Source organism: Mycobacterium sp. WUMAC-067 (genome assembly GCF_020217485.1).
Classification (GTDB): domain Bacteria; phylum Actinomycetota; class Actinomycetes; order Mycobacteriales; family Mycobacteriaceae; genus Mycobacterium.
On record NZ_JAEKMI010000003.1, the window covers coordinates 181,166 to 206,336 of the forward strand.

General features: G+C 68.9%; 17 protein-coding genes and 1 riboswitch. Of the genes, 7 read left to right on the plus strand and 10 right to left on the minus strand.

What is annotated here, in order from left to right; genetic code table 11:
* Positions 1-48 precede the first annotated feature (48 nt).
* A complete protein-coding gene (locus JF781_RS03500; protein ID WP_225327275.1) occupies positions 49-1,110 on the minus strand; it encodes a S1C family serine protease in 1,062 nt (353 codons plus the stop codon).
* Positions 1,111-1,274: 164 nt separating this feature from the next.
* Here JF781_RS03500 and JF781_RS03505 point away from each other — a divergent pair, with 164 nt between their 5' ends.
* A complete protein-coding gene (locus JF781_RS03505; protein WP_225327276.1) occupies positions 1,275-1,700 on the plus strand; it encodes a TIGR03668 family PPOX class F420-dependent oxidoreductase in 426 nt (141 codons plus the stop codon).
* Between the two features lie 120 nt (positions 1,701-1,820).
* A complete protein-coding gene (locus tag JF781_RS03510) occupies positions 1,821-3,992 on the plus strand; it encodes an elongation factor G-like protein EF-G2 (RefSeq protein WP_225327277.1) in 2,172 nt (723 codons plus the stop codon).
* A gap of 5 nt (positions 3,993-3,997) precedes the next feature.
* Here JF781_RS03510 and JF781_RS03515 read toward each other — a convergent pair whose 3' ends face one another.
* A complete protein-coding gene (locus tag JF781_RS03515; RefSeq protein ID WP_225327278.1) occupies positions 3,998-5,584 on the minus strand; it encodes a FadD7 family fatty acid--CoA ligase in 1,587 nt (528 codons plus the stop codon).
* 254 nt (positions 5,585-5,838) lie between these two features.
* Here JF781_RS03515 and oxc point away from each other — a divergent pair, with 254 nt between their 5' ends.
* On the plus strand, positions 5,839-7,587 hold the full coding sequence (oxc, locus tag JF781_RS03520; RefSeq protein WP_225327279.1) for an oxalyl-CoA decarboxylase: 1,749 nt from the start codon (positions 5,839-5,841) through the stop codon (positions 7,585-7,587).
* Here the strand turns inward: oxc and JF781_RS03525 are convergent.
* The gene (locus JF781_RS03525; protein ID WP_225327280.1) at positions 7,571-8,503 is read right to left on the minus strand and encodes a LysR family transcriptional regulator; all 933 of its coding nucleotides are present in this window, start codon (positions 8,501-8,503) and stop codon (positions 7,571-7,573) included. The genes oxc and JF781_RS03525 overlap by 17 nt on opposite strands.
* A gap of 417 nt (positions 8,504-8,920) precedes the next feature.
* Between JF781_RS03525 and JF781_RS03530 the strand changes: the two genes are divergently transcribed.
* Together JF781_RS03530 and car are read left to right on the plus strand one after the other, a co-directional pair.
* On the plus strand, positions 8,921-9,676 hold the full coding sequence (locus tag JF781_RS03530) for a L,D-transpeptidase family protein (RefSeq protein WP_225327281.1): 756 nt from the start codon (positions 8,921-8,923) through the stop codon (positions 9,674-9,676).
* Positions 9,677-9,785: 109 nt separating this feature from the next.
* Positions 9,786-13,370 (plus strand): carboxylic acid reductase, encoded by a 3,585-nt coding sequence (gene car, locus JF781_RS03535; RefSeq protein ID WP_225327282.1) that lies wholly within the window; start codon positions 9,786-9,788, stop codon positions 13,368-13,370.
* Between the two features lie 7 nt (positions 13,371-13,377).
* On the opposite strand, the gene JF781_RS03540 is transcribed toward car, so the two are convergent.
* Positions 13,378-14,019, minus strand: coding sequence for a hypothetical protein (locus JF781_RS03540; protein ID WP_374109661.1), 642 nt, complete (start codon positions 14,017-14,019; stop codon positions 13,378-13,380).
* 128 nt (positions 14,020-14,147) lie between these two features.
* Between JF781_RS03540 and JF781_RS03545 the strand changes: the two genes are divergently transcribed.
* The gene (locus tag JF781_RS03545) at positions 14,148-15,092 is read left to right on the plus strand and encodes an NADP-dependent oxidoreductase (protein WP_225327283.1); all 945 of its coding nucleotides are present in this window, start codon (positions 14,148-14,150) and stop codon (positions 15,090-15,092) included.
* Here the strand turns inward: JF781_RS03545 and JF781_RS03550 are convergent.
* Together JF781_RS03550 and JF781_RS03555 are read right to left on the minus strand one after the other, a co-directional pair.
* On the minus strand, positions 15,084-16,886 hold the full coding sequence (locus tag JF781_RS03550) for an NRAMP family divalent metal transporter (RefSeq protein WP_225327284.1): 1,803 nt from the start codon (positions 16,884-16,886) through the stop codon (positions 15,084-15,086). The two genes, JF781_RS03545 and JF781_RS03550, sit on opposite strands and share 9 nt — an antisense overlap.
* A gap of 71 nt (positions 16,887-16,957) precedes the next feature.
* Entirely contained in the window at positions 16,958-17,173 is a 216-nt protein-coding gene (locus JF781_RS03555) for a hypothetical protein (protein WP_225327318.1), read from the minus strand.
* A gap of 249 nt (positions 17,174-17,422) precedes the next feature.
* A riboswitch (M-box (ykoK) riboswitch) is annotated at positions 17,423-17,606 on the minus strand.
* 278 nt (positions 17,607-17,884) lie between these two features.
* Here JF781_RS03555 and JF781_RS03560 point away from each other — a divergent pair.
* A complete protein-coding gene (locus JF781_RS03560; protein WP_225327285.1) occupies positions 17,885-18,544 on the plus strand; it encodes an O-methyltransferase in 660 nt (219 codons plus the stop codon).
* A 19-nt stretch (positions 18,545-18,563) separates the two neighbouring features.
* On the opposite strand, the gene JF781_RS03565 is transcribed toward JF781_RS03560, so the two are convergent.
* The 4 genes from JF781_RS03565 to JF781_RS03580 all read right to left on the minus strand — a co-directional run bounded on the left by JF781_RS03565 (position 18,564) and on the right by JF781_RS03580 (position 25,165).
* A complete protein-coding gene (locus JF781_RS03565; protein WP_225327286.1) occupies positions 18,564-20,558 on the minus strand; it encodes an acyltransferase family protein in 1,995 nt (664 codons plus the stop codon).
* 233 nt (positions 20,559-20,791) lie between these two features.
* Positions 20,792-22,228 carry an aldehyde dehydrogenase family protein gene (locus JF781_RS03570; protein ID WP_225327287.1) on the minus strand — a complete coding sequence of 479 codons (1,437 nt, stop codon included), beginning with the start codon at positions 22,226-22,228 and terminating at the stop codon, positions 20,792-20,794.
* A 28-nt stretch (positions 22,229-22,256) separates the two neighbouring features.
* Positions 22,257-23,969, minus strand: coding sequence for a thiamine pyrophosphate-binding protein (locus tag JF781_RS03575; RefSeq protein ID WP_225327288.1), 1,713 nt, complete (start codon positions 23,967-23,969; stop codon positions 22,257-22,259).
* Positions 23,966-25,165 (minus strand): CaiB/BaiF CoA-transferase family protein, encoded by a 1,200-nt coding sequence (locus JF781_RS03580; protein ID WP_225327314.1) that lies wholly within the window; start codon positions 25,163-25,165, stop codon positions 23,966-23,968. Before JF781_RS03580 ends, JF781_RS03575 begins: the two co-directional genes overlap by 4 nt.
* Positions 25,166-25,171: the final 6 nt, after the last annotated feature.

Below are 25,171 nucleotides of genomic sequence, written 5' to 3' on the forward strand. Positions count from 1 at the left end.
CCGGTGGCAAACGAATTGGCCACCGGGCGGATCTTGTCGCCGGGTATGTCAGGCCGGCGGCCCCTCCGCCAGCGTGATGTTCGCGGTGCGGTCGGCGCCGTCGGTGGAGCGGTAATGCACCGCGATCGTGTCCCCGGGGTGGTGCGGGACGAGCACCTCGGTCATGGACGTCGCCCCGGTGATCGCGACGTTGTCGACGCCGGTGATGACGTCGCCGGCGGCGATCCCGGCGGCCCCGGCGGGACCGGCGTTGACCACGCGCTGCACCCGGGCGCCGTTGCCGTTGTTGTCCATCACGCCCAGCCCCAGGAATGCGGTGGGGCCGATGTGCACGGTGTTGGAGCCGGCGCCGGACCTGATCTGGTTGGCGACGCCCATCGCGCGGCCGATGGGAATGGCGAAGCCCTGCCCGCCGGACATCTTGTAGCTGTCGGTGGCGGCGGTGTCGACGCCGATCACCTGCCCGGCGTTGTTCACCATGGGCCCACCGGAGTCGCCCGGCCTGATCGGCGCGTCGGCCTGGATCAGGCCGCCCAGGTTCTCCTGCGCACCGGTCAGCGTGTCGGTCGCCGAGACGCTCTGGTTGAGCGCGACGACCTTGCCGGTGACCGCGCTGGGCGTTCCGCCCTGGCCGCCGGCGTTCCCCAGCGCGACGATCGGCTGGCCCACCGTGGCCTCGCCACCGATCGCGGCGGTCGGAAGCCCGGCCGCGCCGCGAAGCTGCAGCACCGCGATGTCTTGCGTCCGGTCGTAGCCGACCACGTCGACCGCATACGTCTGCCCGTTGCCGACGTCGAAGGCGCTGATGTCGGTGGCCCCCGAGATCACGTGGTTGTTGGTCAGCACGACGCCGTTCGGGTCGATCACGATGCCGGTGCCGGCACCGACCGCGTTGTTGTAGCCGAACTTGGTGTCGATGTTGACCACCTGAGGCCCCACCTGACCGACCATCGCCGACGGGTCCAGCGGTAGGGCGGGCGGCGACGCCGTCGCCGGCGCTGCGGCTATTCCGAGGCCGATACCGGCGTCCAGACCGAGGAAGAGTGCGACCACGGCCAGCACTCTGACGACCCTTGACCCCCAGACCGAGCGGCGGTGCGATTTGCCCATCGGTGTCACCCTCCTGCTTCGCCGTAACCAACAAACTGTCCCAGCCTCAGGCTCCGGGCGGCACAATTTTGTGTACATAACCGTAATGCAGGTAACTATGCGCGGCATGTGCCAGGTTCTCGCGGCCGCTGCTCTCACGCGCTGTGCGCACCTAAGCTGACGCGGTGGGCGAATTCGACCCCCGGGCCAGGTTCACCGAGTCCCCGGTGGCGCGGTTGGGCACCGTCACGCGGGGCGGAGAACCGCACCTGGTGCCGGTGGTCTTCGCGGTCGACGCCGACCCCGCGGGCGGCCAGGAGGTGGTGTACACCGCGGTCGACGCGAAACCGAAAACGACGCGGCGGCTGCGCCGGCTGGCCAATATCGACGCCAACCCCCGGGTGAGCCTGCTGGTGGACCACTACTGCGACGATTGGACGCGGTTATGGTGGGTTCGGGTCGACGGGGTCGCCACCATCCACCACGACGGCCAGGTCCTGGAGTTCGGGCGCCGGCTGCTGCGCGCGAAATACCCTCAGTACCAATCGGTTTCGCTGGACGGTCCGGTCATCGCCGTCGCCGTGCAGCGGTGGTCCAGCTGGCACCACTGATCAGCAGCGCACGCGATCTGGCCGGACGGTCTTGTGGTCGACGGAAGTTGGGTGAATGGTAGCTAGATAGGTGCTAGCTAGGTCAGCGACGGCGCGCCCCGGGCAACCTGGAGGAAAGTCATGGCGGACAAGACAAATACTTCCCAAGGTGCGGGGAGCGCTCCTACCGCCACCGGTCCGGGCGAGATTCGCAACGTGGTTCTGGTGGGACCGTCGGGGGGCGGCAAAACCACCCTCGTCGAAGCGCTGTTGGTCGCCGCCGGCGTGTTGACCCGCAGCGGCTCGGTGGCCGACGGCAGCACGGTCTGCGACTACGACGAGGCCGAGATTCGGCAGCAACGGTCGGTCGGCGTCGCCGTGGCGTCCCTGTCGCACGACGGCGTGAAGGTCAACCTGGTCGACACGCCCGGCTACTTGGACTTCGTCGGGGAACTGCGGGCCGGGTTGCGCGCCGCCGATTGCGCGCTGTTCGTGATCGCGGCCAACGAGGGCGTCGACGAGCCCACCAAGTCGCTGTGGCAGGAATGCAACCAGGTCGGCATGCCCCGCGCCGTGGTCATCACCAAGCTCGACCACACCCGCGCGAACTATCAGGAGGCGCTGGCCGCGGCGCAGAATGCGTTCGGCGACAAGGTGTTACCGCTTTACCTGCCGACCGGGCTGCCCTCCTGCCACGGCCTGATCGGTCTGCTGTCGCAGGCGCGCTACGAGTACGCCGACGGCAAGCGAGCCGTGCAGGCACCGGACCCGGCGGACGCCGAGCGGATCGAGGAAGCGCGCGGCGCCCTGATCGAAGGGATCATCGAGGAGTCCGAGGACGAGTCGCTGATGGAGCGGTATCTGGGCGGTGAGTCCATCGACGAATCCGTCCTCATCGCCGACTTGGAGCGGGCCGTCGCCCGGGGGTCGTTCTTCCCGGTGATCCCGGTCTGCAGCACCACCGGCGTGGGCACGTACGAGTTGCTGGAGGTCGCCACCCGCGGATTCCCGTCGCCGATGGAACACCCGCTGCCGGAGGTCTTTACGCAAGTCGGAGCGCCGCGCACCGGCCTGACGTGCGACACGGACGCGCCGTTGCTCGCGGAGGTGGTGAAGACGACGTCGGACCCCTACGTGGGCAGGGTCAGCCTGGTCCGGGTGTTCTCCGGGACCATCAGGCCCGACACGACGATTCATGTGTCGGGCCATTTTTCGTCGTTCTTCGGCACCAGTCCCGAAGGGAGTCAAGGCAATAGCCACGCGCACCCCGATCACGACGAGGACGAGCGCGTCGGCGTGCTGTCCTTCCCGCTGGGCAAGCAGCAGCGCCCGGCCACGGCCGTGGTGGCCGGTGACATCTGCGCGATCGGCAAGCTGAGCCGCGCCGAGACGGGCGACACCCTTTCGGACAAGTCGGAGCCGCTGGTGCTGAAGCCCTGGACCATGCCCGAGCCCCTGCTGCCGGTCGCGATCGCGGCCCACGCCAAGACCGACGAGGACAAGCTGTCGGTGGGGCTGGGCCGGTTGGCCGCCGAGGACCCGACACTGCGGATCGAGCAGAACCAGGAGACCCACCAGGTGGTGCTGTGGTGCATGGGCGAGTCCCACGCCGGTGTGGTCCTCGACGCGCTGGCCAATCGGTACGGCGTCACCGTGGACACCGTGGAATTGCGCATCCCGCTGCGAGAGACCTTCGGCGGCAAGGCGAAAGGCCATGGCCGCCACGTCAAGCAGTCCGGCGGGCACGGCCAGTACGCGGTGTGCGACATCGAGGTGGAGCCGCTGCCGGAGGGCTCGGGATTCGAGTTCGTGGACAAGGTGGTCGGCGGGGCGGTGCCGCGGCAGTTCATTCCGAGCGTGGAGAAAGGTGTGCGCGCCCAGATGGAGAAGGGGGTGCATGCGGGCTACCCGGTGGTCGATATCCGCGTCACCCTGCTCGACGGCAAGGCGCACAGCGTCGATTCGTCCGACTTCGCGTTCCAGATGGCCGGCTCGCTGGCGCTGCGGGAGGCCGCGGCCGCGACGAAGGTGGCGCTGCTCGAGCCCATCGACGAGATCTCGGTGCTGGTGCCCGACGATTTTGTCGGCGCGGTGATGGGCGATCTGTCCAGCCGGCGCGGCCGGGTCCTCGGCTCCGACACCGCGGGCAACGAACGCACCGTGGTCAAGGCCGAGGTGCCCCAGGTGGAACTGTCCCGCTACGCCATCGACCTGCGATCACTGGCGCACGGCGCCGCCTCGTTCACCCGGTCGTTCGCCCGCTACGAGCCCATGCCGGAATCCGCCGCGGCCCGGGTGAACGCCGGCGTCTGAGCGGTTCAGGCCCCGCGACCGAACTGTGCGGTGACGGCCCGCCGGTCCAGCGAGCCCTTGGCGGTGTGCGGCAACTCCGCCGCCTGCTGGAAGTCGGCCGGAACCTCGAAGGGCGCCAACCGGTCACGGCAGAACGACGCCAACTCGTCGGCCGTCGGCGCGGCCGATCCGCGGGGGACGATCACCGCGGCCACGGTCTCGCCGTACAGCGTGTCCGGCCTGCCGAACACGGCCACCTCGAGGACGTCGGGGTGGCTGGCCAGCACCGCCTCGACCCGCTCCGGGGAGATCTTCTCCCCGCCCCGGTTGATGAGTTCCTTGATGCGGCCGCGGATCACGAGGTCGCCGGCCGGCGACAGGGTGCCCAGATCGCCGGTGTGCAACCACCCGCGCGTGAAGTTGGCGTCGGTGATCGACGGGTCGCCCAGGTAGCCCCGCACCACGGTGGGGCCGTGCAGCCAGACCTCGCCGACCGTCTCGGCGGGCAGCGACTGACCGTCGGGCCCGACGATACGGATTTGCGGCCCGGTCGAGCGGCCGACGAGACCCGGTGTGGCGCCAGGGTTTTCGCTGTGCCCGGCGCCTTCGACGGCCGTGGTGGCCACTTGGTGGGTCGCCTCGGTCATCCCGAATGCGCACACCACCGGGGCCGAGAACGTGTCCTGCAAGGCCTGCGCCGTCTCGGCGGTCAGCGGCGCGCTGCAGCTGCGGATGAACCGCAGGGCGCCGGCGCCGGCGGGTCCCTCGGTTCGGTCGCGTTCCAGCAGGATCTGATGGATCGTCGGGACCGCCGTGTACCAGGTGGCCCTGACGGCCTCGATGTCGTCCCAGAACGTGTGCGCCGAGAAGCGTCCACCCGCGGGCAGCAACACCGATCCCCCGGACGCCAGGGTGGCCAGCAGCGCGGCGAGCAGACCGTGCCCGTGGTAGAGGGGCATCACCGCGACCGTCGAATCCCGTTCCCCCAGGGCGTATCCGGCGACGATGGCCGTGACCGAGCCGGCGATGTTGTCGCGCGTCCAGGGAACCATCTTGGGCATGCCGGTGGTGCCGCCGGTGAACATGATCATGGCGTCGTCGTCGCGCAGGCCCTGCGGCGTCGAAACGTCGCGCTCGGGTGCGGCGCGGACGTCCAGGCTGATGGCCGGCGCGGCGTCGTCGGGTCTGACGCGCACCGCGATGGGCCAGGCCGGCGGTCCTGCCTCGCCGGGGTCCCCGAGTCGGTCGATGAGCACCGCCCGCGCGCCCACCGCCTCGCTCCGGGCGCGCTGCTCGCTGTCCGGCAGGGCCGGATCGAGCGGAACCACAACGAGATCCGCCCGCGACGCCGCCAGCAGCCCGACGACGAATTCGGCGTTGCTGCCGGCGCGCAGCGCGACCCGGTCACCCGCCGCCAGGCCCGCGGCCTTCAGCTGTGCGGCCAGATCGTCGACCAGCCGGGTCAGGTCGCGGTAGCTGACCGGTCTGCGCTCGGCGGTGACGACCAGCGCGCACGCCTGCGGCGCCCGCCGCGCCGCCGCGGCGACCAGGTCGGCGATGCGCGGGCCCGCAGCCCCCGTGACCTCACCGCCGGTTGTCGAATCGGACCCCATCGCCGCGCTCCTTCCCCACTTCTGCCGTCCTCTTCCCGTCGAGGCCACCCTGCCCGGCGGCCTTCTCACCCGTCCAATACCGATTCGCTCACGACCGATAACCGTGGGCTATCGAACAGCAATAGCGGCCGGCTGAGCTGCGGCGATAGACGACGTCAATCGTCGGATAGCGTCTTCGACTTGGACACGTGCCGGGCGCCGGGGCCACAGTGATGGCTAGGCCAGTCCGCCCGCCCGCACCCGAGGAGTCGCACATGTCCACCGTTTCGGCGTCGGGAAGCGACGCGCCGGGATCGACCCGCGTGGTCGACGGCTTTCATCTCGTGGTGGAGGCGCTGAAGGCCAACGACATCGAGAACCTCTACGGCCTCGTCGGCATCCCGATCACCGACCTGGCCCGGACCGCGCAGGCGTCGGGCATGCGCTACATCGGCTTTCGGCAGGAGGCCTCGGCCGGCAACGCCGCCGCGGCCGCCGGATTCCTGACCCGCCGCCCCGGGGTGTGCCTCACGACGTCCGGGCCCGGCTTCCTCAACGCTTTGCCCGCGCTGGCGAACGCCACGACGAACTGCTTCCCGATGATCCAGATCTCCGGCTCGAGCAATCGCGCGCTGGTGGATCTGCAGCGCGGCGACTACCAGGATCTCGACCAGCTCAGCGCCGCAAGGCCGTTCGCGAAGGCGGCTTACCGGATCAACCGGATCGAGGACATCGGTCGCGGCGTCGCGCGCGCCATTCGCACCGCGGTCTCCGGGCGTCCCGGCGGTGTCTACCTGGATATCCCCGGCGACGTCCTGGGCCAGGCGCTTCAGGCCTCGTCCGCCGCCGGGACGATTTGGCGGGTCGTCGACCCCGCGCCCCGTCAGCTGCCGGCGCCCGACGCGGTGGATCGCGCACTGGGGCTGCTGGCCCAGGCGCGACGGCCGCTGATCGTGCTCGGTAAGGGCGCGGCATACGCCCAGGCGGACAACGAGATTCGACGGTTCGTCGAGGCCACCGGGATTCCGTTCCTGCCGATGTCCATGGCCAAGGGTCTGTTGCCGGATTCCCACCCGCAGTCCGCGGCGACCGCGCGGTCGCTGGCGATCGCCCGCGCCGACGCCGTCCTGCTGATCGGCGCCCGGTTGAATTGGCTTCTGGGCCACGGGGAGTCGCCGCAATGGTCCGCAGACACCAAATTCGCGCAGGTCGACATCGAGCCGACCGAATTCGACAGCAACCAGCCGATCTCCGCGCCGCTGGTCGGCGACATCGGTTCGGTGATGTCGGCGCTGTGTGACGCCGTGGCCGCCCAACCGATCGCCGCGCCGGCGGAATGGACCGGTGAGCTGGCCGACCGCAAGGCACGCAACGACGCCAAGATGCGCGAGCGCCTGGCCGACGACCCACACCCGATGCGGTTTTACAACGCCCTCGGCGCGATTCGCGCTGTGCTGCAGGACAACCGCGACGTGTACGTCGTCAACGAGGGCGCCAATGCGCTCGATTTGGCCCGCAACGTCGTCGACATGGAATCGCCGCGGCACCGGCTCGACACGGGAACCTGGGGCGTGATGGGGATCGGCATGGGCTATGCCATCGCCGCCGCCGTCGAGACCGGCGGGCCGGTCGTCGCGATCGAGGGTGACAGCGCATTCGGCTTCAGCGGCATGGAGATCGAGACCATCTGCCGCTACCGGCTGCCGGTGACCGTCGTCATCCTCAACAACGGCGGCGTCTATCGCGGAGACGAGGCCGCGCCCGGCGCCGCCGCGCACCCCTCGGACCCGGCCCCCACCGTGCTGAACGCCCGGGCGCGCCACGAACTGATCGCGGAGGCCTTCGGCGGCAAGGGTTATCACGTCGCCACGCCCGGTGAGCTGCGCGCGGCGCTGTCCGAGGCGATCGGCTCCGGGGCGCCGTCGGTCATCGACTGCGAGCTCGACCCGGCGGCCGGCGTGGAAAGCGGACATCTGGCCAACCGGAACCCGGCGCGCGCGGCCACCGTCAGCGGCGGCGGGTGACGCCCAGGAGTTGGGCGTCGAAGAACTCGTTGAGCGAAAGCCCCGCGGCCGATGCCGCCAGCGCACGCGCGATCGGCGAGCCGGGTCCGCTCGAACTGGTCGCCAACACGACGTCGGCTTTGAGCACCGGATCCACCATCTCCACCGCCCGGATCTCCGGGCCCAGCGGCGAGGTCCACAGCCACGTGTGCGGCACGATGGATGCCCAATTTCCGGCGGACGCCTGAGCGAATAGTGAAGCGACCGAGTCGGTTTCCACCTGTGGGCTGACGGTGATGCCGTGATCGGCGAACGCCTTGTCGATGATCTGGCGGTCGCGCATGTCGGGGGTGAGCAATGCCAACGGCAGCTGCGCGGCCTGGGCCCAGGTCATCGTCGTCGCAGCGGCTCCCAACATCTCCGCGGGTGCGAGCAGCACGTAGCGCTCCTGGTACAGCGGAACCATGTTCACGTCGTGAGCCTCGTCGGGCGCCGTGTGCACGATGGCGGCGTCGAGTTCGAATTCGCGCAGGCGTCGGTAGAGTTCGGTCGCCGCCAGCCGGGACAGGATCTGCACCTTCACCAGCGGATGCGCAGAGCAGAACGCCGAGAGCACCAGCGACGCGGTCGTCGACGCGGTCGGCACGGTGCCCAGCCGAAGCGCCCCGGTGATGCCCGAGCGCACGGCGTCGACCTCCGCCTTGAAGGCGTCGTGCTCGGCGAGAATCCGCCTGGCCCACACCACCAACCGCTCCCCCTCCGGGGTGAGGCCCTCGAAGCTGTGGCCGCGGTTGATCAGCGTGACGTTCAGCTCCCGCTCCAGCTTGGCGATCGCGGCGGAGAGCGCGGGCTGGGAGACGAAGCATTTCTCGGCCGCCCGGGCGAAGTGGCGCTCGGAGGCGACCGCAACGAAGTACTCCAGCTGACGGAAGAGCACCCGCACTCCTCGGGGTTCGCTCGGGCTTGGGACGCCGATCTCGCTGAGGCTAACGCGCCGTTGACCTGCGCGCCAAGCCCGCGCCCGCCGCAACGATCCCGGCACTTTCGGAAGCGCCGGCACCTGCGCGATCGCGTCTGCGGACGATCCCATCGCCTGCACACAGCGCTCGTGCGGATTCTGGCGCCCGCCTTCGACGAGAACCTCAGTGTCAGTGGCACTTTCGCGCGCGTGCTGCCCGCCGGCAATGGATGAACGGCGTCGCCGGCTCCGCCGCCGACCGAATCGAACTCAATCGGTGTTCGCCTCGTTACCGCGGCGGCCGCCCGAGCTGTCATTGTTTGCTGAAACCGGTGATTCGTGGGTAACCCGTAGAATGTCCGTGTGTTGATCGCACCATCTCGAAGGGTGGACGCTATGCGTCGAGGTGTTCGTTATCTATTTGTTATGGTCGCGATCACGGTCATGGGCCTGGTGGGATCGGCGGCCCGTGGCAGCGCCGCCGTGCCGACGCCGCACCCCACGCCCGAGGTCGCCTCGATTTTGCCCGCCGACGGCGCCGTGGTCGGTGTGGCGCACCCCGTCGTGGTCACGTTCACCGCACCGGTGGCCGATCGCGCCGCCGTCGAGCGGTCGATCCACGTGACGTCGCCGAGCGGCACGCCGGGGCACTTCGAGTGGGTCCGGAACACGGTCGTGCAGTGGGTTCCCAACCAGTATTGGCCCCCGCACACGCACGTCTCGGTGGGCGTGCAGGCCCTGACGACCGGCTTCGACACCGGTGACGCGCTCCTCGGTGTCGCCAGCATCTCCAAGCACACCTTCACCGTCAGCAGGGACGGAGAGGTGCTGCGCACCATGCCCGCGTCGATGGGCAAGCCCAGCAGGCCCACCCCGATCGGCAGCTTCACGGCGCTGGAAAAGCAGCGCAGCGTGGTGATGGACTCGCGCACCATCGGCATTCCGCTCAGCTCCCCCGAGGGGTACAAGATCACCGCCCAGTACGCCGTACGGGTCACCTGGAGCGGCGTCTACGTGCACTCGGCCCCGTGGTCGGTCGATTCGCAGGGCTATGCCAACGTCAGCCACGGGTGCATCAACCTCAGCCCCGACAACGCCTCGTGGTACTTCAACCAGGTCAACGTCGGCGACCCCATCCAGGTCGTGGCCTGAGCGTCACCCGCCGGTCCCCACGTGTGACGGTCGTCACACGCGTTGAACGGAAGACCCGCCCGCCGCGGTGAGTTCTCGGTAGACGAGGGATCTGAACGAGAGGCGGGCCATGACCGGTGAGGCGCAGCGCACGAAAGTTAGCTCTAGAGGCCCGATCAGCCCGGCGCGGGAGCGGGTAGCCGAACGGATCCGCGAGTTGGCCGCCAACGACGCACAATTCCGCGACGCCGAACCCGATCTTTCGCTCCAGCGGGCGGCGCGCCAACCGGGCCTCCGGCTGCCCCAGATCCTGGAGCTGTTCGTCGAGGGCTACGCCGATCGGCCCGCACTGGGCTGGCGGGCACGGACATCGAGCACCGATCCGGCGACCGGGCGGACCACCGCGGAGTTGCTCCCCCGGTTCGACACCATGACCTACCGCGAGCTGTGGGCCAACGTTCGCGCGATCGCCGGCGCATGGCGGCACGACGCCGCGAACCCCGTGTCGCCCGGGGACTTCGTCGCGACAGTCGGTTTCGCCAGCGCGGAATACCTGACCCTCGATCTGGTCTGCGCCTACCTCGGATTGGTTGCCGTTCCGCTGCAACACAACACCACCGCCTCACGGTTGCGCCCGATCGTCGATGAGGTCGAGCCATCGATACTGGCCGCCGGCGTCGGTTATCTCGACCTTGCCGTCGAAGCGGCGTCGGGAAGCTCATCGTTGCGGCGCCTTGTGGTCTTCGACTACCAGCCCGAGGTCGACGAGCAACGCGAAGCGCTGCAACGGGCCCGGGAGAAGCTGGCGGCCGCGGGCATGGCGGTGACCATCGAGACCTTCGACGAGATCGTCGAACGCGGCCGCGCCCTACCGCCCGAGCCCATGTACACCGGTGACACCGATCAGCGGCTGGCCATGATCATGTACACCTCGGGTAGCACCGGATTACCCAAGGGCGCCATGTACACCGAGCAGATGCTGTGCAAGGTGTGGACCAACGAGCTGATGCCCGATTTCGCGGACACGCCCGTGTTCAACGTCAACTTCATGCCGCTGAATCACCTCGGCGGCCGGATACCGCTGTCGACGGCGTTCCAGGCCGGCGGCACCAGTTACTTCGTCCCGGAAAGCGACCTGTCCACGTTGTTCGACGACTGGAACCTGGTGCGCCCCACCGAGATGGGTCTGGTGCCCCGGGTGGCGGAAATGCTCTACCAGCGCTACCAGAGCGCCGTCGATCGACTCGTGGCGGCGGGCGCCGATACCGGCTCCGCCGAGGCCCGCGCGCGGGCCGAGCTGCGTGAGCAGGTCCTCGGCGGCCGCATCGTGACCGCCTTTTGCGGGACGGCGCCGCTCGCCGCGGAGATGCGCGCCTTCATCGAAACAAGTTTGGACGTCCACGTTCTCGACGGCTACGGGCTGACCGAGGTAGGAATGGTGACCAAGGACGGGCGCATGACCCGTCCCCCGGTGCTCGACTACAAGCTCGTCGACGTTCCCGAACTGGGCTATTTTCACACCGACAAGCCTTATCCCCGTGGCGAATTGCTGGTGAAGTCGCTGACCGCCACGCCGGGATATTTCAAACGGCCGGACGTCACCGCCAATGCGTTCGATCCCGACGGCTACTACCGCACCGGCGATGTGATGGCCGAGCTGGAACCCGACCGGCTGGCCTACGTCGACCGCCGCAACAACGTGTTGAAGTTGGCGCAGGGCGAATTCGTCGCCGTCGCCCGCCTGGAGGCCGTGTTCGCCAGCGCGCCGCTGGTCCGCCAGATCTTCGTCTACGGCAACAGCGAACGCCCCTATCTGCTGGCCGTCGTCGTGCCGACCGTCGACGCCGCGGAGCGATTCGCCGGGGATCCCGACGGCCTCAAGGCCGCGCTCGCCGAATCCCTGCGCCAGTCGGCGCAACTCGCCGAGCTGCAGTCCTACGAGGTGCCGGTCGACTTTGTTGTCGAGACCGAGCCCTTCAGCGAGGACAACGGCCTGCTGTCGGGCGTCGGCAAGCTGCTACGGCCGAAACTCAAAGAGCACTACGCCGATCGGCTCGAACAGCTCTACGCCGACCTGGCCGAAAACCGCGTCACCGAGTTGCGTGCGCTGCGCGAGGGGGCGGACGAGCACCCCGTGATCTTCACCCTCACTCGGGCCGCCGAGGCGCTGCTGGGTGTGGCCGGCGGCCCGCCCGAGCCCGACGCACTCTTCATCGAACTCGGTGGCGATTCCCTGTCGGCGTTGACCTTTTCCAACCTCTTGCGTGACATCTTCGCCGTCGACGTGCCCGTGGGAATGATCACCGGGCCCGCGACCAACCTGGGTCTGATCGCGGAATATGTTGAGAGCGAACGTAAATCGGCGTCGCGGCGGCCCACGTTCGCGACGGTGCACGGCCGGGGCGCCGTCGAGGTCCGCGCGGCGGAGCTCACGTTGGACAAGTTCATCGACGCGAACACCCTGGCCGAGGCACCGGCGCTGCCGCGCGCGGCCGGGACACCGCATACGGTCCTGCTGACCGGCGCCAACGGCTACCTCGGCCGCTTCTTGGCCCTGGAATGGCTCGAGCGGCTCGCCGAGACCGGCGGGACGCTCATCTCCATCATCCGCGCCACGGACGCCGCGGCGGCAGTCAAGCGGCTGGAGGCGGTTTTCGACAGCGGGGACCCGCAGTTGCTGGAGCGGTTCCGCTCGCTGGCCGCCGAACACCTGGAGGTCATCGTCGGTGATATCGGTGAGCCGAATCTCGGCCTGGACCAAGCGACTTGGCAGCGCCTCGCGCAGAGCGTGGATCTGATCGTCCACCCGGCCGCGCTCGTCAACCACGTGCTGCCGTATGACCAACTCTTCGGCCCGAACGTCGCCGGCACCGCCGAGTTGATCCGGCTGGCGATCACGACGCGAATCAAGCCGGTCACGTACCTGTCGACGGTCGCGGTGGCCATGACGGTCGATCCCGGCGCGTTCGCCGAGGACGGCGACATCCGCGCCGACAGCGCGGTACGCCCGATCGACGACACCTACGCGAACGGCTACGCGAACAGCAAGTGGGCCGGCGAGGTGTTGCTGCGGGAGGCGCACGACCTGTGCGGATTGCCGGTCACCGTCTTCCGGTCCGACATGATCCTGGCGCACAGCCGGTATGCCGGGCAGCTGAACGTGCCAGATGCGTTCACCCGCTTGGTATTCAGCCTGCTGACCACCGGCATCGCGCCGTCGTCGTTCTATCGGCCCGACGAGCAGGGAAACCGGGCGGTGGCCCACTACGACGGGCTGCCCGCCGACTTCGTGGCCGAAGCGGTCACCACGCTCGGCGAACAGATGGCGGCCGAGGATGCCGATGTTGCCGGTGCGTACCGCTCCTATGACGTGATGAACCCGCACGACGACGGCGTCTCCCTGGACGTGTTCGTCGACTGGCTGATCGCCGCCGGACACGACATCCGGCGCATCGAGGACTACGACGAATGGCTGGGCCGCTTCACCACGGCGCTTCGCGCGTTACCGGACAAGCAGCGCCAGCATTCGGTGTTGCCGTTGCTGGACGCCTACCGGGAGCCCGAGACGCCACTGCGTGGTGCACCCGCCCCCACCGACGTCTTCCGCCACGCGGTGCGGACGGCCAAAATCGGTGCGGACGAGGACATTCCGCATCTGTCGGCGGCGTTGATCGACAAGTATGTCGCCGATCTGCGCTTGCTGGGTTTGGTGTAGCCCCGCCCTAGCCGGGCAACCCCCTCTTGATCGCTTCGTTCTGCTTGCGCGCGATGTCGAGGGTCGCCGCCGGGTCGAACGGGTCGTTGGGTGCGCTGTCGAACTCCAGGGTGACGAGCGCCTTGCCTTCGGTGAACAGCAGGACCGTCATGGCTTGGGAGTTGTCGGGTGAGGCGCCCGAAATCGCTGAGCCATTGGCGCCCACGGCGAGGGGCCGCCAGTCGCCGACCACCTTGCCGGCGTAATCGCTTTTGCTGCCGGCCAGTTCGGCCGCGGCGGCCGAGGGATCGGCGGTCACCACAATGGTGTCCCACAGGCGGCGGCCGCTGTCGGCGTTGGCGAACAGCTGCGCGACCCCCGGCGCGTTGTTGGGGTTGAGCATCGGCGACTGGGGTGCGGTGAGCCCCCCGCCCACGTCGCTCGGCTTGATCAGCAGAAAGCCGTAATCGGTGGGTTGGCCCGGCGGCGGCCCGGTGACCGCGCTCGAGCCGGTCGGGGTCGCGGACGGGCTCGACTCCGTCACTGAGGGCGACGAGGATTCGTCCGCACCGCCGCAGCCCGCGCTCGCGGCGCCGACCGCGACGATCGCGGTCATGGCGGTCACGTGCCGCAAGACCCCACCCGCCACGCCGATTCGAGCAACCCCCACGCATGTCCCTTCCACACGTCATCCGTGTTCGAGTTGTTACGAACATATGCCCAACGGGCCGGCGATGGGTAGCTCTTCGCGTGCCTATGCTGGCGTGGGTAGGGGTGTCTTCGCGTGAGGAGATCGGCATGACCGCTGCAACGGCGCGCGCCGTACGGTTCGACCGCTACGGGGGCCGTGAGGTGTTGTACGTGGCGGACATCGACATGCCCACGCCCGGGCCGGGTGAGGTCGTCGTCGAGGTTCGCGCGGCCGGGATCAACCCCGGCGAGGCCGGCATCCGGGTCGGGGCGATGCACGAGAGGTTCCCGGCCACCTTTCCCTCCGGGGAGGGCAGCGATCTCGCCGGCGTCGTGACGGCGGTGGCGCCCGGGGTCACCGAGTTTGCGGTCGGCGACGAGGTCTTGGGTTTCAGCCTGCGCCGCTCCAGCCACGCCACCCACGTCGCCGTTCCGGTGGGCCAGTTGATCCGCAAACCCCCTCAACTCGGTTGGGAGGCAGCGGGTTCGCTCTACGTGGCGGGCGTGACGGCGTACGCGGCGGTGCGTGCGGTTGCGCCCCAGCCGGGTGAGACGGTGGCCGTGTCGGCCGCCGCCGGCGGGGTGGGCAGCCTGGTGGTGCAGCTTCTGGTGCTCCGCGAGGCGCGCGTCCTCGGCATTGCGGGCCCCGGCAACGCCGACTGGCTGCGCGCGCACGGCGTCATCCCGATCGCCTACGGTGACGGGCTCGCCGAGCGGCTGCGCGACGCGGCGCCGGACGGAATCGACGCGTTCATCGATCTGTTCGGCCCGGACTACGTCCAGCTCGCCGTGGACCTCGGCGTGGCGCCGCAGCGGATCGACACCATCATCGCCTTCCAGAAGGCCGACGAGGTGGGCGCCAAGACCGAGGGCAGCATGGACGCCTCGACACCCGAAGTGCTCGCCGAAATGGCCGGCCTGATCGTCTCCGGCGCCATCGAGTTCGACGTCGCCGCAACCTATCCGCTGGACCGGGTCGCCGACGCGTTCGCCGAACTCGAGCAACGGCACACCCACGGGAAAATCGTTCTGCTGCCTACCGGCTCACAATGACGAGACCGGCTCGATGACCCCGGCCTGCACGATTTTGATGATGACGAACGCGACGGCCACCACGAGATAGCCGCGCAGCGTGAGCAACCCCGCCCGGCGCGACGGCGACATCGCCGGCCTGTCGAGCAGGGCCAGGTTCGGGGTTTGCCAGCCGGCCCGGTCCTGGCGGCGCACGGCCCGCCGTTCGGCGCGGGTGAGCGATGCGGCGTCGTCGAGTTCGTCGACCTGCTCGGGGTCGAGACCACCTCCGAGGGTGCGCACGATGGCTTCCGCCTCGGCCAGGCTGCGATGCCGCCGGCCGACGATGATCATCACCGCACCGCCGACGATGCCGATCACGGCGCCGACACCGAGCCCGATCTCGATGGTGGCCGTGGACAGGTCCGGGAAGAACGTCGTCGCCGTCAACGCCAGCGACAACAGCACCAGGCACCACACGATGCTCCACGCAATGATGTTCTGCCGCACCGTGTTCACCCACGGCCCCAGCACCGCGCGGTCATTGCACAGCAAGACCAGAAAGACGGTCGCCGAGGGGAGCAGCACGCCGGCGAGCGCCTGCACGCCCTGGGTCACCAGCCCCAGGATGTGGTCGGGGCTGAACGAGACGGCCGCCGACACCGCGAGCAGCGCCGCGTAGCCACCGTAGAACACCGGCGCCTCGCTGATCTTCCAATGCAACGAGTGCCGCTTGCCCATGGCGTCACCGACGGCATAGGTGGTCGCCAGGCCGACGGCGTTGGCGCCGATCAGCGACGCGTCCAGCAAGATGATCGCAAACAGCGCCCCCACCGTGCCGCCCAGATGCCGGGACAACCCGGCGGCGACCGCGCCCGCGTCGGTGAAGTGGCCGGCATCGGCGGTGCCCGCCAATCCGAACGCCGTCACCGCCATCAGCGCCGTCGCCCCGACCATGACCACGACGATCCCGATCACCAAATCGGCTCGCCCGTAAGGGATCCAGCGCGCGGTGATGCGCTTGTCGACCACGTTGGACTGCTGGAAGAACAGCTGCCACGGCGCGACGGTCGTTCCCACGATCGCGACCACCAGCAGCAGCACGGTCGAGTTCAGCCCACCGGGGAATTGCGGAATCAGGCCGGCCGCAGTCGCTTTCGGGGCCGGGTGCGCCAGCAGCACCATCGGGATGATCAGCACGTTGACGGCGATCAGCAGGAACATCAACCGCTCCCAGCGGCGAAACGACCCCCCGGCCACGACGGCGAACAGCAGCACCGCGGCGGCCGGGACGGCGACGAACTTCGGGCAGCCCAGGAAACCGAGAGCCAGTGACACACCGATGAATTCGGTGACGATTGTCAGGGCGTTCAAGACCAACAGGTCACCGACGCTGAAGGCGCCCCAGAACTTTCCGAACCGTTCGAAGATCAAGCGCGCGTGACCCACCCGGGCGACGGCGCCCAGCCGCAGCACCATTTCCTGGTTCACGTACAGCACCGGAATCATCAGTGCCAGCGTCCACAGCAGGCCCATCCCGTAGTCCTGGCCGGCCTGGGCGTAGGTCGCGACGCCACCGGCGTCGTTGTCGCCGACCATCACGATCAGGCCGGGACCGCTGATGACCGCCAGTGTCTTCAGCCGCCGCCAGCGGCCGTTCGTGGTGCCCCCGGTGCCGTCGCGCCCGATGCGGCCGAACGCGCCGACGATGTCGCCGACGTGCGCGGTGTCCAGCACCGTCGGCCCCTGCTCCTCGGCGTGCGGGGTTTCCACCGCGGCGGCCGAGCGGCCGAAAATCAGGCTGCGGCGGCCGCCGCGGGTGTGGATCGAAGTCATCTGATCCTCGCTGTACGATTCGTTCTCACCTCGCGGTGAGGAGTGCGGATGCGCTCGATGCGGGGAACGGATCACCAGTGGTTGTCGGGGCGGCCCGACACGTGTCCGCCCAGCGAGGCGGTGACCACGGCGATCGGCATCCGCGAGACGTACAGGTTGGCCCGCTCCTGGGGGGTCAGGTTGGCCCGCAGGTGCAACTTGTCGGCCAGCAACCGGCCGGCGCGCAGCATCGACCGGCCACGTCCCCTGGGGGCGGCGGAAAAACGGTGCGTGACAACAAAAGCCATGATCTTCTCCTGCCAGAGGTCCGATCGGCGTCGACACCGTCCGTGGAACGTGTCAGCCGCGCAGGACCGGAAGGTAGGTCAGGCGGCGGAAGGAATGCCGGAGCCGGATCGGGACAAAACGAATTTTGGATGCGGACTATCGCCGGGACTCATCTCGCCCTCACCTCCTCACGGCCGGGACACACGCGGGTGTCATCACATTCACCTGAACGAGAGAGGCACGAATGACCGACGGCACCAACGCCGCCGGTCGCACCCCTCTCGTCGGAGCTTCGGCACTGCACGGCGTATCCGGACGAAGCCGATGGTCGTCCAGAAGCCACTTGGGCTCAACCCTTGGGCCCGGGAAGAGCTGTCCTGACCCGGGGCGTCTCTCGACGTTCGGGGTCAGTGGCCTGTATCCATGCAGACGCCTCACCTACCGAGGTGCTTGCGGAGTCCATAGTGGCACCGCGGCCCGGGCTCGTCAAACTCATTTGCGCTGAGCGTGGCGCCGCCGTCGGGCCCCCAGCGCCCATCCGGGCTGCGCCCGGTTCGATTGCCCGCTCCTCACTCGCGCCGTTCCGGCGCTCACCGTCGCCGGGCCCAGTTCGATTGCCCGGCTCCTCACTCGCGCCGTTCCGGCGCTCACCGTCGCCGGGCCCGGTTCGATCGCCCGCTCCTCACTCGCGCCGTTCCGGCGCTCACCGTCGCCGGGCTACGCTCGGCGACATGACCACAACCCTGCAGGATCCGCGGGTCGCATCGACGCTCGACCGCATGTACGCCGAGTCGAAGAACCAGATGTCGCTCTTGCGCGAGCGGCGTGGCACCTTCGATCAGCCGATGACCGCCCAGGAGCGCGCCGACGCGATGAGCGAGTTCTACATCCCGGTGACGCCCGAAGCCGGCCGGCTGCTGTATTCGCTGGTCCGCGCCACCCGCCCGGCGACCGTCGTCGAATTCGGGATGTCGTTCGGGATTTCCGCCGTTCACCTGGCCGCCGCGGTGCGTGACAACGGGAGCGGCCGGGTGGTGACCACCGAGCTCAGCGCCACCAAGATCGCCGCCGCGAAGCAGACGTTCGCCGAGACGGGCTTGGACGATGTGATCACCATCCTGGAGGGCGATGCCTTGAGCACGCTGGAAAGCCTGGACGGGGCGATCGATTTTCTGCTGCTCGACGGTTGGAAAGACTTGTACCTGCCCGTGATCGAGCTGCTGGAGCCCCGCCTGTCCACGGGTGCGTTGGTCATCGCCGACAACGCCAGCTCGGCCGATATGGCCCCGTATCTCGACCGGGTGCGCGACCAGGACAACGGCTACGTCAGCTTCAACTTCCAAGTTCGCGACAGCGACAGCATGGAGATCAGCTGCCGCACAGGCACTTAGGAGAATTTCCTGCGCGGCGCTACCGCAGCGATTCCTCGAGCCACGGCGTCAGCCACTTCACCCCCTCCGGGGTCAGGTGCACACCGTCGCTGCGCACCTTGATGCCGTCGACCTTGGCGGTGTAGACGCCGTCGGGGCACAGCTTCTTGTTCAGGTCGAGGATCGCGACGTTCGGGTGATGGCTGACGGTCTTGCGCAACATGGTGTTCCACAGGTTGACCCGGTCCGGCTGGTCCTCGGGATACAGCCGGCCGTCCGGCTTCTCACCGCCGCGGCTGTACGGCACGGTCGCGACCACCACCCGGACACCGGTGGATCCGGCGATGGTCAGCGCCCGCTCAAGTTCGCCGTTGAGGTAGGCGTCGAAGGTCGGGTCGCCGATGTGGGTCCACTGGCCCTCGTTGACGCGATCCACGGTTTCCCAGCGGCCGATGATCAGCAGCGCGACATCGGGCTGGTCCTGGCTGACCTGCCTCGCCCATCGAATCGGCCAGCCGTCGCACTCGGATCGCTGCTCCAGCGTCTGACCCACATACCGGTACGGCGTGCCGCGCACCAGGCTGCACCCGATGACGGTGTGGTCGAGGAAGGCGAATCCCGGCGTCGGCGGGAGGTAGTGCATCCACGTCCACCCGATCGAATCACCGAACACCGAGACGGTGAACGGCCGATTGGGATCCCGGGGCCGGCTTTCTCCCGGCGGCGACGGCGAGACCGCCGCGACCGCCGAGACACCGGGCGGCAGGCCCACCTCACGCAGTCCCGGCCCGGTTCCCACCGGAACCACCAACAGCGTCACCGCCGCGGCGCTGGCCACGGTCGCCGCCGCCAACGGCAGCAGCGGCACCCGCGAAGGGCGCCAGCGCCGGATGGGCTGCTCGAGCACCCAATACGACGCCGCGGCCACCGCCACCGTGGCGGCGCACCGCGCGGCGAACAGCGGCAGCCCGGCCCACCCGGTGCGTTCGCCGTTGAGCGCCAAGAAGATCGGCCAGTGCCACAGGTAGATGCCATACGAGATGGTCCCGAGCCACACCAGCGGCGGCAACGCGAGCGCGCGGGCGACGACGCCGCGCTGCTCCAGGCCGACCGGGGCGATGACGAGGACGGCCGCGATCGCGACGCCGATCAGCAGGCCGTGGCGGAATTCGCCGCTGGCGCCGGTGGCGTAGTGGGTCGCCGCCGCCAGCCCCGCCACACCCAGCAGCGGCAGGATCCGGGCGGCGCGCCGCGCCCACCGGGTGCGGATCATGCACCAGCCGCGGTTCATCGACTGCCAGTCCCGTACCAGCAGGGCGGCGGCCGCCGCACCGACCAGCAGCGCCTGCGCGCGGGTGTCGGTGCCGAAGTAGATCCGGTCGCGGGTGCCGTCGGAGGCCATGACGATGGCGAGCGCCGCGGACGCCAGCGTCCCGAGGGTGGCGATGACAAACGTCGCGAAGCGCACCCCGCCGACGGTGGCCCGGGTGAAGCGGCGCCTCGCGCGTGCGGCCAGCGCCAGCGCGACCGCGATCAGCAGCAGCGGCCAGACGAAGTAGTACTGCTCCTCCACCCCGAGCGACCAGGTGTGCTGCAGCGGCGACGGCGGCGCCCCCTGGGTGAAGTAGTCGGTCTTCTGGGCGACGAACCGCCAGTTCGCCATCCACACGAACGCCGCGATGGCGTCGTCGCGCAGGCCGGTGAGCGACCGCTCGGGTAGCAGCTGCCGGGCCGCCGCCACGGTGAGCACCATCAACACCAGCGCCGGCAGCAGCCGCCGCGCGCGCCGGATCCAGAAGCCGGTGAGCTCGATGCGGCCGGTGCGTCCCAGCTCGTCGAGCAGCAGCGAGGTGATCAGGAATCCGCTGAGAACGAAGAAGACGTCGACGCCGATGAATCCGCCGCTGACGCCGGGGATTCCTCCGTGCCCGATGAGCACCAGCGCGACGGCGATCGCGCGCAGGCCGTCGAGCGCCGGGATTCCGCTGCGCCGCTCGGGGCGGTCCCAGACGGCCAGCCGGCCAACCCGGCGCACGGGGGCGACCCATCGGGGCCGACTACGACGAGCCGGTGCGGGGTGAGACCCGCCCGGCTCGGTGCTCGCCGTCAACGCGCCGTGACTACCATCCCGCCCGGCGCCATGGTTGATGCCGATACGTCGCTGCCCCTCCTCGTGAACGGAGCCAGCTTAAGGGTGGACGCGCGGGATTCCGCGGAGGACACGCAACGGTTTTCGGCCGTGGTGCGTTCGGATTTCGGTGCGGCGGGCTATCGGGCGGCCTTGTCGGGCGCGTAGCCGAGGGTGCTCTTGACCTCCAGGTATTCGTGGAAGCCGAACTCGCTCCATTCGCGGCCATTGCCGCTGCGCTTGTAGCCGCCGAACGGCGCGTTCATGTCGAATGCGTGGTTGATCGTCACCCATCCCGCGCGGATCCTGCGGGCAACTTCGCGTGCCGTGTCGAGGTCGGCCCCGGAGACATAGCCGGCGAGACCGTACTCGGTGTCGTTGGCGATCTCGACGGCCTGGTCGAGGTCGTCATAGCCGAGGATGCACAGCACCGGCCCGAAGATCTCCTCGCGCGCGATCGTCATGTCGTTGGTGACGTGCGCGAAAACGGTCGGCTTGACGTAGTACCCCGTGTCCAGCCCCGCCGGCCGGCCCGGGCCGCCCGCGACCACGGTCGCGCCCTCGTCGATGCCCTGCTGAATCAGGCGCTGCACCTTCTCGAACTGCGTCTTCGACGCCACCGGCCCGATCGCCGTCGCGTCGCCGGGGGTGCCCACCTGGACCTGCTCGGCTACCTCACGCGCGAGGGTAATCGCCTCGGCCATCCGTGAATTCGGCACCAGCATGCGCGACGGCGCGTTACAGCTCTGCCCCGAGTTGGGCATCATGTTGGCGACGCCGGCCCGCACGCCGTCGGCGAAGCCACCGTCGTCGAGGACGATGTTGGGGCTCTTCCCGCCGAGCTCCTGGGTCACCCGCTTCACCGTGGGGGCGGCGTTCTTGGCGACCTCGATGCCGGCGCGCGTGGACCCGGTGAACGACACCATGTCGATGTCGGGGTGGCTCGCCAGGGCCGCGCCGACGCCCGGGCCGTCGCCGTTGACCAGGTTGAACACCCCGGCCGGCACGCCGGCGGCGGCCAGGATCTCGGTGAAGATGTAGGGCGAATAAGGCGCGACCTCAGAGGGTTTCAGCACGACGGTGCAGCCGGTCGCCAGCGCCGGGTACACCTTGACGGCGACCTGGTTGATCGGCCAGTTCCACGGCGTGATCAAGCCGCAGACACCGATCGGCTCCTTGGCGATCAGGGTCTCCCCTTTGTGTTCGGAGAACGGGAAGTTCTTCAGCACGTCGATGGCCGTCGTGAGGTGGCCGATGCCGAGGAAGACCTGCGGGCCCGCGGCCAGTGAGGGCGGCGCGCCGATCTCCTCGGTGACCGCCTCGGCGAGATCGTCCGCGCGCTTCTGGTATTCGGCGAGGATGGCCTGCAACAAGTCCAGGCGCTGTTCCCGGGTGCTCTGCGACCAGCCGGCAAAGGCGCGCCGGGCGGCCTGAACCGCCACGTCGACGTCGGCCGCCGATCCCAACGAGATCTTTCCGGAAACCTGCTCGGTCGCCGGGTTTTCCACCTCGAAGGCGTTGGGCCGCACCGGGTCGACCCACTGTCCGTCGATGTAGAACTTCAGGTATTCGCGCATAGCTTGCACTCTTCCTTAGTTGCGACGCTTACTGGGTGCCTTCTGCGTACCAGGTGCGGAATCGGTCGTACTTGGGCATCTCCTCGGAGTTGGCCTTCGGGTCGATGCACACATGCACCACACCGACCTTGCCGCTGGCGTAGGCGCGCGCGATGGCCGGTCCGATCTCGGATTCCTTCTCGACGAACTCGCCGTGGCAGCCGAAGCCCTCCGCGATCTTGTCCATCCGGACGTCCTTGCTCCAGTGCACGCCGGGCTGCGGTGAGGGCTGCTCAAACGTGCGCTTGTAGACGCCCACTTCCAGGCCCCACTGGTGGTCGACGCCCACCACGCACACCAGCGGAAGATGCTGCCGCGCAGCCGTTTCCAGCTCGGCGATGTGGAAGAGGAAAGCCGAGTCGCTGGTCAGCAGCATGACGGGGCGCTTGCCGCCCTCGGCGACGGATGCCCCGACCGCGTAGGGCAGGCCGGTGCCGAGGTGGCCGAAGTTCTGGTTCCAGATCACGTCGCGCGGTTTGGCCTGCGAGTAGGTCCACTGAAAGATGACGGTCGCGCCGCCGTCGCGGACCATGATGGCGTCGTCGAGTTCGTTGAACGCCTTGGTGGCCTCGACGACGTAGCGCGCTGGGTGAATCGGCGAACGACCCGACGGCGCAGTCTCGGCGAGCTGAGCGAGCTCCTCGGCGTCGGCCTTGACCAACTTCTCGAGTTTGGCCGACGGGGTGCGCGGCGTGTCGCGGAGCGCGTCGACGAGCTGCGGCACGACGCCGCGCAGATCGCCCACCAGCGGCACGTCGAACTGGCGGTTGACGCCGATGGCGGCCGGGTCCTGCTCGACGTACACCCATTTGCGGTTCGCATCGTTGCCCGCCCAATGCTGGGTCCGGCCGTAGTGCATCGGCTCACCGAGTTCGGTCCCCAGCGCGACGCACAGGTCGGATTCCTCGACGGCCTCGTTGGCGGCCGGCGAGAACAAGTAGGGGAATGTCCGCTCCTGCAGACCCGGGATGTACGACGTACCCCCGGAGGTCTGGATGACAGGGCAGGCCATCAACTCGGCGAGCTCCTTCACCGCCGGACCGGTGCGCGACGTGTGCACGCCGTGGCCCACCAACAGAATCGGGCTCTTCGCTTCGCGAATCAGCTTCGCGGCCTTGGCGATCTCCGGGGCCCCCGCGCCCTGGTTGACGAGGCGATACCGATGGGGCGGCAGCGGATCGGCCACGTCGAGCTCTTCGAGGATGACGTGCGACGGGTATTCGACGTAGGCCGGGCCGGGGGTGCCGGACATGGCCTGGCGGATCGCCTCGTGGATGATCTCGTCGGTCTGATCGGCGTACTCGATGGACGCGCTGTACTTGACGGACGGGGCGAAAAGCGGCTCCTGGCGGACGAATTGGATGCGTCCGCGCCGGACCCGGCGTTCGGTGATGCGGGCGCGCTGGCCGCCGAGGAAGATCACCGGCGAGTTCTCCACGAGTGCGCACTGGATCGCTCCGGCCATGTTGGCCATGCCCGGGCCGAGCGTGCCGATGCACAGGCCGGGCTTGCCGGTCATCCGCGACGCCGCCTCGGCCATGAAGCCCGCGCTCAGTTCATGATGCGGCGCGACCACGGACCACCCGCGCGCGTCGGCCTCGGCGAACATGTGCACGAAGTTCGGGTCAGGGATCCCGAAGATCGTGTTCACGCCCTCGGCCTCGAACAGGTCGAGGATGCGCTTGTACACCGGCACGGTCATCGTTGAAGTTCCTTTCCGTCGCGAGCAGACGCAAAATCGTGCTCTGGCGGCGTGTTTCGTGCGATTCTGTGTCTGCTCGCGCTGATTTCGGCGAGCACTTCGGAGGTGTGGGCGCCGAGTTCGGGCGCCGGGCCCGCGACGCGGCCGGGCGTCTGGGAGAACCAGGTGGGTACGCCCGGGAAGCGCACCGGTCCGTGCGGGGTGTCCACGGTCTCGAACATGCCGACCGCGTTGAGATGCGGATCGTCGAACAGCGCGCCCGGCGTGTTCAGCGGCGCGGCGGGTATCTCGAGTTCGCGCAGAAGCTTCAACCACTCCGCGGTGGAACGCTCTTTCATCGTCTCGGCCACCAGCCCGTAGACGGTGTCGATCTCGCAGGCACGCTGTTCCAGCGTCGCGTACAGCTCGCTGGCCCAGGGCGGCCGCACGGCGTTCATGAAGGCGTTCCAGTGCTTGTCGTTGTAGATCAGCGCGGCGATGTGGCCGTCGCTGGTGCGGTACGGGCGGCGGTTGGGGGCCACGGTGCGCGGATACACCGCGGGCCCCAGCGGGGGATCGAACAGGGCGCCGTTGGCATGCTCGACGAGCATGAACGACGCCATGGTCTCGAACATGGCGACCTCGACCTCTTGTCCCTGCCCGGTGCGCTCGCGGTGGAACAACGCCATGGTGGTGGCGTACAGCGCCGTCAGTCCGGCGATCTTGTCGGCCATGATGGTGCCGACGTAGTCGGCCTCGCCGGTCAATTGCTGTTGCACCGCCGGGAGGCCGCATTCGGCCTGGATCGTGTCGTCGTAAGCGGGGCGATCGCGATCGGGTCCGCGTCGCCCGTATCCGTAGCAATTGGTGTAGACGACTTGGGGATTGATCGCGGCGACGTCGTCGTAGCCGAAGCCGAGCTTGGCGATCGCCTTGGCGCGCATCGAGTGGATGAACACGTCGGCGGTCTCGACCAGCGCGCGTAGCGCCCGCGTTCCGGCGTCGGTCTGCAGGTCCAGCACGATGCTGCGCTTGCCGCGGTTGACGTTGACGAACACCCCGCTCATGCCCGGCGCCGGGCCCACCGAGATGTAGCGGGTGTTATCGCCTTGGGGCGGTTCGACTTTGATCACGTCGGCGCCCATGTCGGCCATGATCTGGGTGCAGTAGGGCCCCATCACCATCGCGGTGAGATCGATCACGCGCAGGCCGGCCATCGGGCC

Coding starts and splice junctions, on each gene's coding strand:
- JF781_RS03500 (WP_225327275.1), bottom strand. CDS start 1,110: ATGGGCAAATCGCACCGCCGCTCGGTCTGGGGGTCAAGGGTCGTCAGA.
- JF781_RS03510 (WP_225327277.1), top strand. CDS start 1,821: ATGGCGGACAAGACAAATACTTCCCAAGGTGCGGGGAGCGCTCCTACC.
- JF781_RS03515 (WP_225327278.1), bottom strand. CDS start 5,584: ATGGGGTCCGATTCGACAACCGGCGGTGAGGTCACGGGGGCTGCGGGC.
- oxc (WP_225327279.1), top strand. CDS start 5,839: ATGTCCACCGTTTCGGCGTCGGGAAGCGACGCGCCGGGATCGACCCGC.
- JF781_RS03530 (WP_225327281.1), top strand. CDS start 8,921: ATGCGTCGAGGTGTTCGTTATCTATTTGTTATGGTCGCGATCACGGTC.
- car (WP_225327282.1), top strand. CDS start 9,786: ATGACCGGTGAGGCGCAGCGCACGAAAGTTAGCTCTAGAGGCCCGATC.
- JF781_RS03545 (WP_225327283.1), top strand. CDS start 14,148: ATGACCGCTGCAACGGCGCGCGCCGTACGGTTCGACCGCTACGGGGGC.
- JF781_RS03550 (WP_225327284.1), bottom strand. CDS start 16,886: ATGACTTCGATCCACACCCGCGGCGGCCGCCGCAGCCTGATTTTCGGC.
- JF781_RS03555 (WP_225327318.1), bottom strand. CDS start 17,173: ATGGCTTTTGTTGTCACGCACCGTTTTTCCGCCGCCCCCAGGGGACGT.
- JF781_RS03560 (WP_225327285.1), top strand. CDS start 17,885: ATGACCACAACCCTGCAGGATCCGCGGGTCGCATCGACGCTCGACCGC.
- JF781_RS03570 (WP_225327287.1), bottom strand. CDS start 22,228: ATGCGCGAATACCTGAAGTTCTACATCGACGGACAGTGGGTCGACCCG.
- JF781_RS03575 (WP_225327288.1), bottom strand. CDS start 23,969: ATGACCGTGCCGGTGTACAAGCGCATCCTCGACCTGTTCGAGGCCGAG.
- JF781_RS03580 (WP_225327314.1), bottom strand. CDS start 25,165: ATGGCCGGCCTGCGCGTGATCGATCTCACCGCGATGGTGATGGGGCCC.